At 69.4% G+C, this 15972-nt stretch carries 16 protein-coding genes; 4 read left to right on the forward strand and 12 right to left on the reverse strand.

Going from position 1 to position 15972, the window contains the following annotated elements:
- Positions 1 to 457: 457 nt before the first annotated feature.
- The 5 genes from ACTJI8_RS14355 to tyrS all read right to left on the reverse strand — a co-directional run bounded on the left by ACTJI8_RS14355 (position 458) and on the right by tyrS (position 5010).
- A complete protein-coding gene (locus ACTJI8_RS14355) occupies positions 458 to 1258 on the reverse strand; it encodes a DUF4184 family protein (protein WP_440734101.1) in 801 nt (266 codons plus the stop codon).
- Positions 1259 to 1287: 29 nt separating this feature from the next.
- Positions 1288 to 2076 (reverse strand): amino acid ABC transporter ATP-binding protein, encoded by a 789-nt coding sequence (locus ACTJI8_RS14360; RefSeq protein ID WP_440734102.1) that lies wholly within the window; start codon positions 2074 to 2076, stop codon positions 1288 to 1290.
- Positions 2063 to 2728, reverse strand: coding sequence for an amino acid ABC transporter permease (locus ACTJI8_RS14365; protein WP_440734103.1), 666 nt, complete (start codon positions 2726 to 2728; stop codon positions 2063 to 2065). The genes ACTJI8_RS14360 and ACTJI8_RS14365 overlap by 14 nt, the downstream gene beginning before the upstream one ends.
- 8 nt (positions 2729 to 2736) lie before the next feature.
- Positions 2737 to 3561, reverse strand: a complete 825-nt coding sequence (locus ACTJI8_RS14370; protein ID WP_440734104.1) for a transporter substrate-binding domain-containing protein — start codon at positions 3559 to 3561, stop codon at positions 2737 to 2739.
- A gap of 147 nt (positions 3562 to 3708) precedes the next feature.
- Complete coding sequence (gene tyrS, locus ACTJI8_RS14375) at positions 3709 to 5010, reverse strand: tyrosine--tRNA ligase (RefSeq protein WP_440734105.1); 1302 nt, start codon at positions 5008 to 5010, stop codon at positions 3709 to 3711.
- 115 nt (positions 5011 to 5125) lie between these two features.
- On the opposite strand from tyrS, the gene ACTJI8_RS14380 reads away from it, so the two are divergent.
- From ACTJI8_RS14380 to ACTJI8_RS14390, 3 genes are all read left to right on the forward strand, one after another.
- Positions 5126 to 5731, forward strand: coding sequence for a hypothetical protein (locus tag ACTJI8_RS14380; protein ID WP_440734106.1), 606 nt, complete (start codon positions 5126 to 5128; stop codon positions 5729 to 5731).
- Positions 5732 to 5811: 80 nt separating this feature from the next.
- Positions 5812 to 6537 carry a YcnI family copper-binding membrane protein gene (locus ACTJI8_RS14385; RefSeq protein WP_440734107.1) on the forward strand — a complete coding sequence of 242 codons (726 nt, stop codon included), beginning with the start codon at positions 5812 to 5814 and terminating at the stop codon, positions 6535 to 6537.
- Positions 6534 to 7136 (forward strand): copper resistance CopC family protein, encoded by a 603-nt coding sequence (locus tag ACTJI8_RS14390; RefSeq protein ID WP_440734108.1) that lies wholly within the window; start codon positions 6534 to 6536, stop codon positions 7134 to 7136. Before ACTJI8_RS14385 ends, ACTJI8_RS14390 begins: the two co-directional genes overlap by 4 nt.
- 195 nt (positions 7137 to 7331) lie before the next feature.
- Here the strand turns inward: ACTJI8_RS14390 and ACTJI8_RS14395 are convergent, their stop codons facing one another.
- The 4 genes from ACTJI8_RS14395 to ACTJI8_RS14410 all read right to left on the reverse strand — a co-directional run bounded on the left by ACTJI8_RS14395 (position 7332) and on the right by ACTJI8_RS14410 (position 11367).
- On the reverse strand, positions 7332 to 8399 hold the full coding sequence (locus ACTJI8_RS14395) for a hypothetical protein (protein WP_440734109.1): 1068 nt from the start codon (positions 8397 to 8399) through the stop codon (positions 7332 to 7334).
- A gap of 47 nt (positions 8400 to 8446) precedes the next feature.
- Complete coding sequence (locus ACTJI8_RS14400) at positions 8447 to 8668, reverse strand: hypothetical protein (RefSeq protein WP_440734110.1); 222 nt, start codon at positions 8666 to 8668, stop codon at positions 8447 to 8449.
- Between the two features lie 128 nt (positions 8669 to 8796).
- On the reverse strand, positions 8797 to 9621 hold the full coding sequence (locus tag ACTJI8_RS14405) for a hypothetical protein (protein WP_440734111.1): 825 nt from the start codon (positions 9619 to 9621) through the stop codon (positions 8797 to 8799).
- Positions 9622 to 9894: 273 nt separating this feature from the next.
- On the reverse strand, positions 9895 to 11367 hold the full coding sequence (locus ACTJI8_RS14410) for an APC family permease (protein ID WP_440734112.1): 1473 nt from the start codon (positions 11365 to 11367) through the stop codon (positions 9895 to 9897).
- Between the two features lie 284 nt (positions 11368 to 11651).
- Here ACTJI8_RS14410 and ACTJI8_RS14415 point away from each other — a divergent pair, with 284 nt between their 5' ends.
- On the forward strand, positions 11652 to 12467 hold the full coding sequence (locus tag ACTJI8_RS14415; protein ID WP_440734113.1) for a nuclease-related domain-containing protein: 816 nt from the start codon (positions 11652 to 11654) through the stop codon (positions 12465 to 12467).
- A gap of 25 nt (positions 12468 to 12492) precedes the next feature.
- Here the strand turns inward: ACTJI8_RS14415 and ACTJI8_RS14420 are convergent, their stop codons facing one another.
- The 3 genes from ACTJI8_RS14420 to mmsA all read right to left on the reverse strand — a co-directional run bounded on the left by ACTJI8_RS14420 (position 12493) and on the right by mmsA (position 15949).
- Positions 12493 to 13128 carry a LysE family translocator gene (locus ACTJI8_RS14420; RefSeq protein WP_440734114.1) on the reverse strand — a complete coding sequence of 212 codons (636 nt, stop codon included), beginning with the start codon at positions 13126 to 13128 and terminating at the stop codon, positions 12493 to 12495.
- 77 nt (positions 13129 to 13205) lie between these two features.
- Entirely contained in the window at positions 13206 to 14411 is a 1206-nt protein-coding gene (gene mmsB / locus ACTJI8_RS14425) for a multiple monosaccharide ABC transporter permease (RefSeq protein WP_440734115.1), read from the reverse strand.
- Positions 14408 to 15949, reverse strand: coding sequence for a multiple monosaccharide ABC transporter ATP-binding protein (mmsA, locus tag ACTJI8_RS14430; protein ID WP_440734116.1), 1542 nt, complete (start codon positions 15947 to 15949; stop codon positions 14408 to 14410). The genes mmsB and mmsA overlap by 4 nt, the downstream gene beginning before the upstream one ends.
- Positions 15950 to 15972: the final 23 nt, after the last annotated feature.

Consider the following 15972-nt stretch of genomic DNA (forward strand, 5'->3'; position numbering starts at 1 on the left):
TAAATTGGCATTTGACAAGTGCACGCTGTTGAGTTCTCAAGGATCGGATGCTCCTGCGTTCCGGCCTCTCGGCCTTCCCTTCAGGGCAACTTCTCTATCTTATCCGTGTCGCTCAGGCTGTCAAATCGACACGCCGTGAGGTTCAGAACCGGATCCGTTATCTCGTTTCCGAGGCAACTTCTCTAGCTTAGCCCTCCCGGCCAGCTTGTCAAATCGACGATCCTGGCGGACGGTCACCCTCTCAAACGCACGCGCTTGAGCCCCGCCGCAGGGAGAACCTGTGAAGAGGAACCGACTTCCGGAGAAGAAGGTGAGTGGTGTTCGTCGCTTGGGGAGTCAGGCCTTCCGGCCCTTCGCTCTACCGCTTGGGGCGAACAAGTAATAAGTTACGCGGATCCCCGGGTTCCGGCAAATCGGGGCGCCTTCTCGGGCGTGTCGCCCATCGTTCCGCACCTGTTCACCGCGATTCCACGCCGACGACAGGCGCCGTGTCCCTCGCGCGCACGAGCCTGATCGCCAGAACCAGGGCGAGGGTGAGCACTCCCCAGAGCCCGCACGCGAGCGGAAGCGTGCGATACGCCAGGTGCTGCACGGTGAACGCCTCGGTGAGCGGCCCGTACACAGCGAGCCCAAGGGCGACCGCGGCGACCAGCATGACCGGGAGCGACAGCCACCAGCTCAGCCGGATCGCGAGCGGCGCTGGGTCGACGGGGGCCGGAACGCGCCCGCGCAGCCAGAGCGCGCCCGCGATCAGCAGAACGACGACGCCACCGACCCCGGAGACGTACTGCAGCCACTTGTACCCGAGCAGCGGGCCCCAGTGCTCGTCGAGCGTGGGGAGCAGCACAGTGCCGGCCCTACCCTCATGCGTGAACGCGTCCCACAGGATGTGCGAAGCCACGCCCAATGCGAGAGCGAGCACGAGAAGGAGCACTCGCGCGACGGATCCGAAGGTCTCCCCGAGAGCGGCGCGCGCTCCCCCGTCCCACTCCTGCGGAAGGCGCGCGCCGAGAAACCGCGGCGCGAGGAACCGGCAGGCCGGCCGCAGCACCAGCCGCCACACGAGGAGCAGCACCAGCGCGAGGAGCACGGTGACCGGCAGCCAGCGCAGGTCGTGCGTCACCGAGTAGTCGACGATCAAGCCGCGGGTGAACAGCGGCACGTCGGGCGCCATCGCGCCGATCGCGATCGCCGCGGGTACGAGCGGTGTGCGGACGAACGGCAGGGCGACGATCGCGTGGCTGGGTGTGAACGGCATGCCCCGACGGTACCCGGCGGGGCAGGGCGTCACTCGTAAGGGCGGAGGATCCGATCCAGGAAGCGGCGCGTGCGCTCGTGCACCGGTGCGGTGAACACCTGCGACGGAGCGCCCCGCTCGACGACGACGCCGCCATCCATGAACAGCACCTGATCGGCGACCTGCCGCGCGAAGCCGAGCTCGTGCGTCACGATGACCATCGTCCAGCCTTCGGCGACGAGCTCCGAGATCACGCTCAGCACCTCGCCGACGAGCTCGGGGTCCAGCGCGCTCGTCGGCTCGTCGAAGAGCAGCAGGTCGGGCTTCAGCGCCAGTGCACGCACGATCCCGACGCGCTGCTGCTGACCCCCGGAGAGCTGGAACGGGTAGGCATCGCGTTTGTCAGCCAGGCCCACGCGGTCGAGCAGGGCGAGCGCATCCTCCGTGGCCTGCGGCTTCGGCACGCCCTGCACCTGCACCGGCCCCTCCATGACGTTCTGCAGCACCGTCATGTGCGGGAAGAGATTGTGGTGCTGGAACACCATCGCGGAGCGGTCCCGCAGCGCGAGCCGCGACCGCTCCGCAGCACGTCGGTCACCCGGGGCGGCGAAATCGACGACCGGACCGCCGTCGAACGCCACCACTCCTGCGTCCGGGGTCTCCAGGCCGTTGAGCGAGCGCAGCACCGTGGTCTTGCCCGAGCCGCTGGGCCCGATGAGCGCCACCACCTCGCCCCGCTGCACCTCGAGGTCGATTCCGGTGAGCACCTCGTGGGCGCCGAACGCCTTGGTCAGGCCGGTCGCGCGCAGGAGTGGGGAGCGTGGATCAGTGTGCGACATAGCGGTCCAGCCTCTTCTCGACCATGCCCTGCGCGCCGGACAGCACGAGGCAGAACAGCCAGTACACGAGTGCCGCCTCCAGATACAACAGCATGACCTCCTGGCTGGCCGCCGAGATGCGCTGGGCGACGCGGAACAGTTCGGTGACCAGGATCAGCGAGGCCAGCGAGGTGTCCTTCACAAGCGAGATGAAGGTGTTGGAGAGCGGCGGCACGGAGACCCGCGCGGCCTGCGGGAGGATGATCCGCCGCAGGGTCCGCCCTCTCGACATCCCGATCGTGTAGCCCGCCTCCCACTGCCCGACCGGCACCGAGAGGATCGCCGCACGGATGATCTCGGCCGCGTATCCGCCGACGTTGAGCGAGAAGGCCGCTATGGCCGACGGCCACGGATCGATCACGATCCCGACCGCTCCCAGACCGTAGAAGATCACGAAGAGCTGCACGAGCAGCGGCGTGCCCCGGATCACCGACACATAGCCTCGGGCGATCCCCGAGAGGACCCGCGACTCGGACAGGCGCATCAGTGCGATGAGCAGCGCGAGCACCAGGCCGATCGCGAACGAGGCGAGGGCCAGCGGGATGGTCCCGCTGATCCCGCCCCAGACGATCGGCCAGAAGGAGGTCAGGAAGAGGTGCAGCCCGTCGGGCATGGCCGGTGCTACTTCGAGACGTCTTCGCCGAAGTACTTCTTGCCGAGCTTCGCGAGCGTGCCGTCGGATGCGAGCTTCGTGAGGGCTCCATCGACGGCCTTCACGAGCGCGTCCTTCTTCGTGGTGAACGCGAATGCGCTCTGGGTCGGATCCGTCTCGGCCGCCACGGCGAGCTTCGCGTCAGGGTGCTGCTTGACGTAGTCGAGGTAGGTGAGCTTGTCGTTGACCGTGGCCTGCACCCGGCCCTGCTCGAGGAGCGCGACGGCCTGAGCCCAGCCTTCGACCGACTCGACGTTCGCGCCCGCGTCCTCAGCGAGCTTGTAGAAGTTGCTCGTCAGCGACTGCGCCGTGGTCTTGCCCTTGAGATCGGCGAAGGTCTTGACCGACGTGTCGCCCTTCTTCACCACCACCACGCTCGGCGAGACGGTGTAGGGCGTGGAGAACAGGTACTTCGCCTGACGCTCCGGGTTGATCGAGACCTGGTTGCCGATGACGTCGAAGCGGCCGGCTTCGAGGCCCGCGAAGATCCCGTCCCACTGCGTCTCCTGGAACTCGACCTTGAGGCCGAGCTCCTTGCCGACCGCCTGCGCGACCTCGACGTCGTAGCCGACGAGGTCACCGGATCCGCCATCCGCGTGGTAGGTGAACGGGCTGTAGGTGCCCTCGGTCGCGACCGTCAGCGTGCCGGGCTTGACGAGTCTGTACGACGCGCTGTCCGCGCCGGCGGTCGCCGTGGGCTTCCCGGACGCGCCGCCCGAGCAGGCGGCGAGCGTCAGGACGAGAGCGGACGCGGCGAGGCCGACGGCGATCCGGGCGATGCGACGGTGAGACATGAGGACTCCGTTTCAGAGTTGACGTGCGTGCGGGAAGGGTGCGCCCGCGGATCCGAGTGGATCACGTTCGTGCGGTCGCCGCGAACTCCATGTCCGCGTGTGTCATGCCACACGGGCGAAGAGCCGCGGCGAACCGGGTGCCGGTGCTCAGGCGGGCAGCAGGCCCGCGAGCGTCTTCTTGCCGCGGCGCAGCACCGAGACGCCGCCGGGCAGTCCGAGCGGCACGGTCGCATCGTCGGACTCGACCCGATCGCCGTCGACGGAGACGCCGCCCTGCGCGATGGCCCGGCGCGCCTCGGAGGCGCTGGAGACCAGCCCGGTCGCGACGAGCGCGTCCACGACCGAAGAGCCGGCGGCCACCCGCGCGTTCGGCAGCTCTTCGAGGGCCGTGCGCAGAGTCGCGGCGTCGAGCGCGGAGAGGTCGCCCTGCCCGAACAGCGCCTCGGATGCGGCGACGACCGCGGCGGTCGCGTCGACGCCGTGCACCGTGGCGACGACCTCGAGCGCGAGGCGCTTCTGGGCGGCCCGCCGGAACGGCTCGGCCTCGACCAGAGCCGCGTACTCCTCGATCTCGGCGCGGGTGAGGAACGTGAAGACCTTGAGACGGTCGATCACGTCGGCATCCGCTGTGCTGAGCCAGAACTGGTACATCCGGTAGGGGCTGCACATCTCGGCGTCCAGCCAGATCGCGTTGCCCTCGCTCTTGCCGAACTTGGTGCCGTCGCTGTTCGTGATCAGCGGCGTGCCGATCGCGTGCGCCGAGACTCCCTCCACGCGGTGGATGAGATCCGTGCCGCTGGTGAGGTTGCCCCACTGGTCGCTTCCGCCGGTCTGCAGCACGCAGCCGTACTGGCGGTAGAGCTCGAGGAAGTCGAGGCCCTGCAGGATCTGGTAGCTGAACTCGGTGTAGCTGATGCCGGCGTCGGAGTTCAGGCGCGCGGCGACCGCGTCCTTCTTCAGCATGGTGCCGACGCGGTAGTGCTTGCCGATCTCGCGCAGGAAGTCGATGGCGCTCATCGGCGCCGTCCAGTCGAGGTTGTTCACGATCCGCGCCGCGTTGTCGCCGTCGAAGCTGAGGTAGCGCTCGACCTGCGCACGCAGGCGCCCGACCCACTCCTCGACCGTCTCGCGCGTGTTCAGCGTGCGCTCCGCCGTCGGGCGGGGGTCGCCGATGAGGCCCGTGGATCCGCCCACGAGTCCGAGCGGCTTGTGCCCGGCGAGCTGGATGCGGCGCAACGTGAGCAGCTGCACGAGGTTGCCGAGGTGCAGGCTCGGTGCGGTCGGGTCGAAGCCGCAGTAATACGTGATCGCGGGCCCGGCGAGAAGGGCGCGCAGCGCCTCGGGATCCGTGGACACGTGGACGAGGCCGCGCCAGACCAGCTCATCCCACACGTTCTCGAACGTGGGGTCGATGGCCGGTGCCGCGGTCGTCAGGGATGGGTTCGACACCGGATCAGGGTATCAGCGCGGATCCGCAGGGCTTTCCCGCGGGGTTCCGCAGGGCTTCCCGCCCCGATCCGTAGGGCTTTCCTCATTGACCTGGAGCTCCGGATACGCTGGAGGGGTGTTGGGAACGCGCGCGGGTCGCACGATCCGGGGCCTCATCGCCGCCCTGGTCGCGACGTTCGTCGCCTCCGTCTCCCACTCCACCGCCGACGGCGCGCCCGCTCCCCTGATCGGGATGGTGCTGGCGCTGCTGTTCGCCGCGCCGGTGTGCATCGCCCTCGCCGGCCGCCGACTGAGCTGGATCCGCCTGTCGATCGCGGTCGGGCTGAGCCAGATCGCGTTCCACGGCCTGCTGCTCATCGGCGTCGGATCCGGATCCGGGTCGGTCGCCGCCGGCATCGGCGCGCACGTGCACGGCGCGGAGCTCGCGAACGTCCTCGGCTCGACCGCCGTCGACGCCGGCCACACCCTGCATCTGCAGCCCGCGATGTGGGTCGCTCACGCGATCGCCGCACTGCTCACCGTGCTGGCGCTCGGCCGCGGAGAGCAGGCGCTGCGCGCCCTGCTCGACCTCAGCGGCTGGAACCTCATCGCGCGGTTGCTCACCGCGGCGCCGGTACCGGCGCATCGTATTCCGACCGCACCGCGCAGGGTCACCCCGACGCTGCGCTCTCGCTTCGTCCTGACCGTCGTGTCGAGGAGGGGTCCGCCGCTCGCGGCCTGACCTCCCTTCATCCGCACCTCCGACGGGCCGCCCTCCCCGCGCGGCCGTGGTGCACTCACGACCTCAGAAAGAACGAATCCATGCGAAACACCACTGCTTCCCGCGTCCTCGTCGGCCTCGCCGCCGGCGCCGTGCTCGCCCTCGCCGCCCCGCTGGCGGCCTCAGCCCATGTGACTGCGACCCCGAACCAGGCCGAGGCCGGATCCTGGACGTATGTCACGTTCCGGGTTCCGAACGAGTCCGCGACAGCCAGCACCGTCAAGATCCAGATCCACCTGCCCGCCGACACCCCGTTCACGAGCGTCAGCTACCAGCCCACCGCGGGGTGGACCGGCGACGCGGCAAAGACCGCGCTGTCCAAGCCGGTGAAGGTCGAGGGCAACACCATCAGCGAGGCCACCACGGAGGTCACGTTCACGGCCGACGCCGGTGGGATCGCGCCCGGGCAGTTCCAGACGTTCACGCTGTCGCTCGGCCCCGTGCCGGACACCGGCCACATCGTGATCCCTGCTACGCAGACCTACTCCGACGGCAAGGTCGTCGAGTGGTCGGCCACACCCGAGCAGGTGAAGAAGGACGACACCCTCGAGCCCGCCCCCGTGGTGTGGGTGAACGACGCTCCCCCGGCCGATCACCACGGCGGGACCGCGGCCGCGACGAACGCACCGGTGGCATCGGCGGAGACGCCCGGCGACAGTCAGGGCGGTCTCGCGCTGGGTCTCAGCATCGCCGCGCTCGTGATCGCCGCCGGCGGCGCGCTGCTCGGCGGCTTCGCCCTGGGCCGGCGCAAGAAGGACGCCGCATGAGTCTGCGCCACCGGCTCACCGCGCTCGCGGCCTCGATCGGCGTGGGGCTGGCTCTCGCGACCGCCGGAGCCACGGCGGCGAGCGCGCACGACACGCTCGAGAACACGGATCCGGCCCAGGGGTCGACCGTCAAGAGCCTGTCGTCCCTCTCGCTGACCTTCAGCGCGGATCCGCTCGGCACGGACGGTGCGACGATCATCCAGGTGATCGGGCCCGACAAGAAGTACTACGAGACGGCGTGCCCCGATCTCAACGGTCCGGTGGTCTCGTCACCCGTCGCCCTCGGCGCTGCCGGCACCTACGAGGTGCTCTGGCGCGTGGTGTCCTCCGACGGACACCCGATCTCGGGAAGCTACACATTCGCGTACGCCCCCGACGGCACGGCGCCCTCTGCGACCGGGCCCTCTGCGACCGGGACTCCCGCGGCGGCGGGGTCCGCGAAGCCGGTCTGCGGTCCCGCCGCGTCGGCGACGACCGAGGCTCCCGCGGCCGCCGCGGCGACCGATGCGGGCCTGTGGATCGGACTCGGCATCGGCGCGGCGGTGCTGGTCGGCGTCGGCGTGGGCGCATGGGCACTCGCCCGCGGTCGCAAGGCCTGAGCGAGGACTCCACAGTCGAAGCGGAACGCGGCGTCCTCAGGGGGCGTCGCGTTCCGTCGTCTGCGGTCGGCGCGGGCGCGTGCCCGGACGGAACGACCGGCGGGCGCGGCCGGCCGGTCGGTGAACGTCGACGGTCATCGGCATCGACGGCGACCGGTGTGCACGGCGTGCGATGTCGACGGCGACCGGGACGCCTCAGCGCACGCGGGTCGGGGCACCCGTCGTGCGCTCGAAGGCCAGCGCGCGGCCGCCACGCAGCGTCCGCGACGTGAGGCCCGCCTCCTCCATGAGCCGGACCGCGCGGCGCGACAACGCCGGCAGGACGGTCGCGGTACCACCGGTCTTACGGGCGATCCCGGCGACGAGCGTCAGGTCGACGCCGGATCCGCATGCCTCGATCCGGGCGAAGTCGCCGTCCGCGCGCCAGACCAGCCGATCGAGGTGGCAGTAGCGGATCCGCTCCTCGACGCCGTCGACCTCGATCCGCAGACGATCCGCATCGAAGCGCACGGCGCAGGACACCGCGCGGCGGCGCAGGAGCCACGACGTCACGAGGTAGGCGGGCAGGCCCGGGATCGCGATGTACAGCAGGAGGAACAGCTTCGGCCCGACGTACAGCGCCCGACCGCCGGTCACGATCAGCACGACGACGAGCGCGGCGATCGCCAGGGCGCCGGCGAGGGAGCACCACAGCACGAGCGCTCGCGCGGAGAGAGGCACCGCGCGGAACCGCACGAGCGATCCGCGTTCGGAGGGCTCCCACTGCGGAGCGGGGCGCGCCTTCGCCGCATCCCGGGCGCCGATCATCGCCGTGATCCGGCTGATCAGGCCAAGCCACACCCAGCAGGCGGCCGGCACTGCGGCCAGCTGCAGCACGGCGAGGAAGGCACGCGCGGGGTTGGGCTTGGGCGCCAGCAGCGCGGGGACGGCCTCGATCATGAGCCACAGCAGCAGCCCCGCGCCCACCGCGCCGGTGATGTGCACGATCAGTCCGCGGCCGGCCGGCACCCGCAGAGTCGCGTTCACGAAGGAGAGACCGCAGAGCCAGCCGCCGATCAGGGTGAACAGGAACGGCAGGAAGCCGGGATCGCCGGCGAGGTAGCCCGGCACGGCCAGGGCTCCGCACACCAGCGCCCAGAGCAACGGCATGCGGAGGATCCGCGCCCAGAGCGGGCCCGGATCGGGCCCGACCGGCTCGGGATCCGCCGGCGCCACGGCATGAACCGTGTGGTGCGTCGAGCGTGGGACGTGGTGATCGGACATCCCGGTCAGTCTAGGGAGCGGGCGGTTTCAGCCGCGGCCCGGCGTTCTCATCCCAGGGCGCGCAGCCTCGCATCGAGCTCTGCGAGGCGCTCCGGCTCGACCGAGCCGAGCCGTGCGGCGCCGTCGGCCAAGGTGATCCCGCGGGCGAGGAACACCAGCGAGTGCGTCGAGACACCGGGCACGACCTCGTCCAGCACGGCGCGCGCCTGCGCGTCGTCGAGGACCTCGCCGAGCGTGCTGTCCAGCGTGAACCGGGGCTTCTCGTTCATGGATCCTCCTGCATGAGACTTCGTGCGACTGCCGGTGCGGAGTCCCAGTGACGGCCCCGTCACCACAAGGATCCTCCGCTTCCAGTCCCCTCGGCAACCCGGCGAGGACGTGCGTTCCGCTGAACGGCTCAGGATCCGGCGCGCGCCGCCCACCACAGCAGCAGCGCACCGCCCAGCGCGACCACCCAGCTGACCAGGCTGCCGACGAGGAAGTACTCCGCCCGCCCGCCGTTCACGCCGTCGCGGGAGATCTCCGGGAAGCGCACGATCCCCTTCGCCGCCAGCATCGCCGCCAGCAGCGGGTATGCCGCGAACAGTGTGAGCAGCAGCACGATCGCGCGCTCGAGCGGGCCGATCAGACGTCCGCCGCGGAAGCCCGGATCGGCGGACGGCGCCGGCGGAGTGGGCTCGGACGCGGTCGGCGCGCCGGGATCGAGCACAGAGGGCGCTACCGGGACGAGGCCCGCCACCGCACCCGCCGGCGGCGCATCGCGATCCGCCGACACATCCGCAGGGATCTCCGCCTGCTCTCCGAGCAGCGCCGCGCGGACGATCACGTTGCCCGTCTCGAGCAGCACCGCGAAGACCCCGAGCGCCAGCACGAGCAGGTCGAACCCGATCGGCCCGAAGGGCGTCGCCAGCCAGCGCCCGGCGAAGATTCCGGTCACCGCGCGGGCCGGCATGAAGGCGACCAGGGCGACCACGAGGACGGCCAGCAGCACCGCCGGCCAGAACGAGAAGCGAGGTCGTCCGTCCAGCGGTAGCAGCCACACCCACAGTGCGGCGAGCGCGAGCCCGACCACCGCGTGGATGTACGCCCCGCCGAGCGCCGCCAGCACCAGCACCAGCACGCCGGCGACGGCGATTCCGATCCACAGTGCGCGGCGGTGCAGGAACCGGCGCAGCACGTCGGCGAGGCCGATCGCGAGCAGGGTGAGCCCGGCGAGGATCATGAGTGCACCGCCTTCCGTACCGGGCGGACGCAGTGCTTCACGCCGCCGCGCGTCCCGCCGGCCGCGTCACACGCGGACGCGGACGCGGCGAGGCAGGAGATCGAGGGCATACCCCCATCCTCCCCCGTGGCGCCGACATTCCGGAAGGGCGCAGCGGCGAGCCCGGACTGGATGGAAGGGGGACGACGCGCGACCGTGGCGGCAGGAGCCGAGGGGCCGCGCGACGCAGGGCGGGACAGACGAGAATCGCCTGCCCCGCCCTGCGAGGGACCGCTATGCCTCGAAGTCCTCCGGCACGTCGAGCGGGCGCCGCGAGAAGTACGCGTCCTTCGCCTTGCGATAGAACAGCGCGAGCGGGATGACACCTATCGCGATCAGGCCGAGGCCGAGGATGTTCACGACCGGCTCGTTGTTCGGGATCGCCGCGAAGAAGATGTACATCATGAACACCGCTCCCACGAACGGCCAGAGACCGATCAGCAGGAAGTTCTTCAGCGATCGGAAGATCACCTTGCGGAACCCGATGATCAGCGCGAAGCCTGCGAGCGAGTAGTAGAACGCGATCTGCAGACCGATCGACGAGATCGCCCAGCCCAGGATCTGCCCCACGCTGTCGCCGAAGACGTTCGCGAGCACGAACAGCAGCAGCGAGACGCCCACGACGACGAGCGTCGCGAAGACGGGCGTCTTCCACTTGCGGTTGATCCGGCCGAACGCGAACGGGATGGTGCGGTCGCGGCCCATCGCGAACAGCGTGCGGCTCACCTGCACGAGCGTGGTCTCCAGCGTCGCGATCGTGGAGAGCGCGACGGCGACGATCAGGATCTTGCCGCCGATGCCGGGCATGATCGCCTCGCCCAGCACGCTGAGCACGTTGCCGCTGTTGGCTTCGATGGTCTTGCCGGGCAGCATCACCAGGGTGGTCGTCGTGTAGATCTCGAACAGGATGAACACGATGACGATGCCGAGGATCCCGGCGAGGCCGGTGGTCTTGTGCGCGTTCTTGGTCTCCTCGCCGAGGTTGGCCGTGACGTCCCAGCCCCAGTAGTAGAAGGCCGCGATCAGAGCCGCCGCGACGAAGACGCCCGCGCCGGTCAGGTGGCCGAAGCCGAACCAGTCCCAGGAGAAGGTCTCGCCGTGGTGGTAGGTGGTGATCGCACGCGGGATCGCGATGGCCGCGAACACCACGAGGATCCCGACCTCGATGATCGACATGATCCATTGGGCGCGCTCTGTGGTGTGCACGCCGAAGATCACCGCGGCCGCCATCACCAGGAACCAGAGCGCTCCGACGAGTGTCACCAGCAGCGTGTTCTCGTTGGCGACCTTGTCTCCGGCGAACAGGGCGACCGTCATCTGGCCAGCGGGCAGGGCTCCCGCCACCATGAAGATGGTCGCCGAGATCACGACCGCCCACCCGGCGAGGAATCCGAGGATCGGGTGCAGCCCTCGCGCCACCCAGGAGAACGATGCGCCCGCATGCGTGTCGACCCGCGCGAGGTAGCCGAACGCGAACGCGATGCCGAGCATCGGGATGCCGCACCACAGCAGTGCGGCGGGGGCGCCGACGCCGGCGGCGCCGATCAGAAGCGCGGTGCTGGCCGCGATGGAGTACGCGGGCGCACTGCCCGCGACGGCCATCAGCGTCGAGCCGGCTTTGGACACACCACCGGCCTGCAGCGCGTGCTCCTCATAGTCGATCGCACGTTGCAGAGACGTGTCCGTCTCGAGTGGATTCTGGGTCACTCTGTTCCCCTGTCTCATCGTCGGGTATGGGGGATGACAGAGGGACGTTAGCACCCCGGGCATCCTTGCAACTAGAGGACCAGAGCTTGATTTCGCAGATGTTCCCTGAAGCTATGGACGCGCTGAGAATAATCGGGTCGCAAATGGGGATTCCAGAAGCATTCGCGCGCAGCGCACCGGGATCCGTTGCAGTTCGGCCGGAATCGATTCGAGATGCGCACCTCCCCCGTTCGCCCCGGGCCGAGCCCTTCCCGCTCACCCCGCGCGCTGGTACCGTCGGCGCCATGGCTGGGGAGCTGGGACCGCAGGACACGCGCATGCGTCTCCGCTACGCCGGAACGTGCCGGCTGTGCAATCGCGCTCTGCCCGCGGGCACGGACGCCGTGTACGAGCGCGACCGGCGAACAGTGCGATGTCTCGAGTGCACCCTGGATGAGCCGTCCGTCCCCGAGTCCCCCGAGCCGGGCACGGCGGGGGCATCCGCACGCCGCGAATACGAGAGACGCCACAGACGTCGCGAGGAGCGCATCCGCACAGCGCACCCGAAGCTCGGGGGGCTGATTCTTGCGCTCTCCGACGACCCGCAGAGCACGCAGGCGTGGGTCCGCGGCGCGGTGGGCGAGGAGCTGCTCGCCCGGCGGCTCGAGGATCTGCCCGCGTCGGCGCGGGCCCTGCACGATCGCAGGATCCCGCGCACGAGGGCGAACATCGACCACATCGTCGTCTCCCCCGGTGGCGTCTGGGTGATCGACGCCAAGCGGTACAAGGGACGCCGCCCCTCGCGGGAAGCCACAGGAGGCGTGTTCGGGCCGCGCGTCCAGACGCTGCGGATCGGCGGACGCGACGGCACCCCGCTCGTCGACGGCGTACGGAAGCAGGCGGCGCTGGTCACGGCGGCGCTCGGCGACGCCGCCCCGGTGGCCGCAGCACTGTGCTTCCTCGAGGCGGACTGGGGCTTCTTCGGCAGCCCGTTCTCGGTCTCCGAGGTGCTGGTCACCTGGCCCGTCCGCCTCGTGAAGCGGATCGCGGAGTCGGCGGACGTCGGAGTGGACGTCGACGCCGTGGCTGCGCGGCTCGCGGCGGCGTTTCCGGCTGCGTGAGCCGCGGGGCCTTCGCGGCCGACGGTCAGCGCACGTCGAGAGCGAGGCGCGCGCCGAACAGCATCAGGACTCCGCCGGTGATCCGGTCCATCCAGCGGATCACCCGGGTGGAGCGCAGGCGCGGCGCGAGCTGGTTCGCTCCCAGGATGATCGCGCCCAGCCAGACGGTGCCGAGGACGCAGTGCACGAGTGCGAGGAGCAGACCCACCAGGAGCGGGGAGTGCCCCGCCGGAACGAACTGCGGGATGGTCGCCATGTAGAACACCCCGACCTTCGGGTTCGTGATGTTCGTGACGAGCCCGAGCAGGAAGCCGCTCCGCGCGCCCCGGCGCGAAGGGGCCGCGGCCCCAGCCGACGGATCCGCGCCCCGGCGGAACGTCTTGGCGATCATCGTCGCGCCGAGATAGACGAGGTATGCCGCGCCGGCGTACGACAGCACCCGGTATCCGACCTCGCTCGCCGCCAGCAGCGCCGCCGCCCCGGTGGCCGCAGCGGCACCCCAGATCAGAGTGCCGACCTGGATCCCGAGCAGGGCGGCGAACCCATAGGGGCGGCCGCGGGTCACCGTGCCCCGGATCACGAGCGCCGTGTCCAGACCGGGGATGATCGTGAGCAGCCCTACGACGAGCGCGAACGAGAGCAGTGCCTGGCCGAGCGTCATACGACGAACGTAGCGGGTACGCGGACCGTCAAGGGCTCCGACCGCACGAAGCGGCCGGAGCCCGAGACGGATCCGTGTCAGCGCCCGGAGCGGCGCTTGTTGAAGACGTCGAACGCGACGGCGGCGAGAAGAACGAGGCCCTTGATGAGCGCCTGATACTCCGTGCCGACGCCGAGGATCGACATGCCGTTGTTCAGGATGCCGATGATCAGACCACCGATGATCGCACCGGTGATCTTGCCGATGCCGCCGGTGACCGCCGCGCCGCCGATGAAGACGGCCGCGATCGCGTCGAGCTCGAACCCGTCGCCGTTGCGGGGGCTCGCGAGGTTCAGCTGCGACGTGAACACCAACCCGGCGAGCGCGGACAGCACGCCCATGTTGATGAACAGCGTGAACGTCACGCGCGGGGTCTTCACGCCCGACAGGCTTGCCGCAAGCGGGTTGCCGCCGATCGCGTAGATGTGCCGGCCCCAGACGCTGCGGGCCATGATCGCGGAGTAGACCACGGTCAGCACGCCGAGGATCACCAGCGCGATCGGGGTGCCGTTGTAGCTCGCGAGCAGGTAGGCGACGAGCGCGATGAGCAGGCTCGTGAAAGCGAGCTTGGCGATGAACCACCACAGCGGCTCGTCCTCGACCGCGAACTTGCGCCGGGTCATCCGACCGCGGATCCCGAAGCCGATCATCCCGAGCACGACGAGCACCGCGAGGATGATCGTGAGCGGCTCGACGATCGTCTGGCCGCCGCCGAGGTCGGGCAGGAAACCCGCGCCGATCGCGCGGAAGCCGTCCGGGAACGGCGAGATCGCGGTGTTCTGCAGGGTGATCTCGGTCAGGCCGCGGAACGTGAGCATGCCGGCCAGTGTCACGATGAACGCCGGGATCTTGAAGTACGCGATCCAGAAGCCCTGCCAGGCGCCGATCAGCGCGCCCAGCACCAGGCACAGCACGACGGCGACCGGCCACGGCACGCCCATCTTGGTGATCAGCACGCCGGCGGCGGCGCCGATGAAGGCGACGACGGATCCCACCGACAGGTCGATGTGCCCGGCGATGATCACCATCACCATGCCGATCGCGAGGATCAGGATGTAGCTGTTCTGGATGATCAGGTTCGACACGTTGATCGGCGCGAGTGTGATGCCGCCCGTGGTGATCTGGAAGAACAGCACGATCACGATCAGCGCGATGAACAGCCCGATCTGCCGCAACTGGCCGGTGAGGAAGTCGAGCGCGCTGCGGAACGTACTGGTCTGGGGGGTGATGGATGAGCCGCTCATGCGGAGCCCACCTCCTTCTCCTGGGTCATGAATCGCATGAGGTTCTCCGCCGTGGCCTCGGCCCGCGGCACGTCCGCGGTGATGCGCCCCTCGGCGAGGGTGTAGATGCGGTCGCAGAGACCGATCAGTTCGGGCAGCTCGCTGGAGATGACGATGACGCCCTTGCCCTCGCTCGCGAGCTTGTTGATGATGCCGTAGATCTCGTACTTCGCTCCCACGTCGATGCCGCGGGTGGGCTCGTCGAGGATCAGCACGTCGGGAGACGTGTTCATCCATTTCGAGAGCACGACTTTCTGCTGGTTCCCGCCCGAGAGCTTGCCGACGACCGCCTCGACAGAACTGGTCTTGATGTTCATGCTCTTGCGGTACGACTCCGCGACGATCCGCTCACGGCTCTCGTTGACCCAGCCGACCTTCGCGATCCGGTCGAGGGCGGCGATCGTGATGTTCCGCTCGACGTCGTCGATGAGGTTCAGCCCGAACCGCTTCCGGTCCTCGGTCGCGTAGGCGAGTCCGTGGTCGATCGCGTCCGACACCGTCTTGGTGGAGATCTCGGTTCCGCGCTTGTAGACGCGGCCGGAGATGTTCACACCGTAACTGCGGCCGAACACGCTCATCGCGAGCTCGGTGCGTCCGGCCCCCATGATCCCGGCGATGCCGACGATCTCGCCCTCGCGGACGAAGAGGTTCGCTCCGTCGACGACCTTGCGCTCGTGATCCAGCGGGTGGTGCACCGTCCAGTCCTCGATCCGCAGCAGCTCGTCGCCGATCTTGGGGGTGCGGTCGGGGAAACGGCTCGCGAGATCCCGGCCGACCATGCCGCGGATGATCCGGTCCTCGCTCACGTCGTCGGTGCGCATCTCGAGGGTCTCGATGTTGCGCCCGTCGCGGATGACGGTGACCTCGTCGGCGATCGCGCGGATCTCGTTGAGCTTGTGACTGATGATGATCGAGGTGATGCCCTCGTCGCGCAGGTGCGTGATGAGCTCGAGCATGTGCGCCGAGTCGTCGTCGTTGAGCGCGGCGGTCGGCTCGTCCAGGATCAGCAGCCGCACGCTCTTGGAGAGCGCCTTCGCGATCTCGACGAGCTGCTGCTTGCCCACGCCGATGTCGGCGATCTTCGTCGCCGGGTTCTCCTTGAGGCCTACGCTCGCCAGCAGCTTCGCGGCCTCCTGGTTGGTGGTGTTCCAATCGATCCAGCCGCCGGACTGCCGCTCGTTGCCGAGGAAGATGTTCTCCGCGATCGACAGGTACGGGCTCAGCGCCAGCTCCTGATGGATGATCACGACGCCCGCGTGCTCGGATTCGTTGATGCTCTTGAAGGCGACGGGTTCGCCGTCCAGGAGGATCTCGCCGTCGTAGGATCCGTGCGGATAGACGCCTGAGAGCACCTTCATGAGGGTGGACTTGCCGGCCCCGTTCTCACCGCAGATCGCATGGACGTGGCCGCGCTGCACGGTGATCGACACGTCCTGCAGAGCCTTCACGCCCGGGAACGTCTTCGTGATCCCGCGCATCTCGAGGATGTTGTCGCTCATCTCGCTCTCCTTTCGTCAGAGGG

The organism is Microbacterium sp. 22303, from assembly GCF_052045265.1.
Classification (GTDB): Bacteria; Actinomycetota; Actinomycetes; order Actinomycetales; family Microbacteriaceae; genus Microbacterium.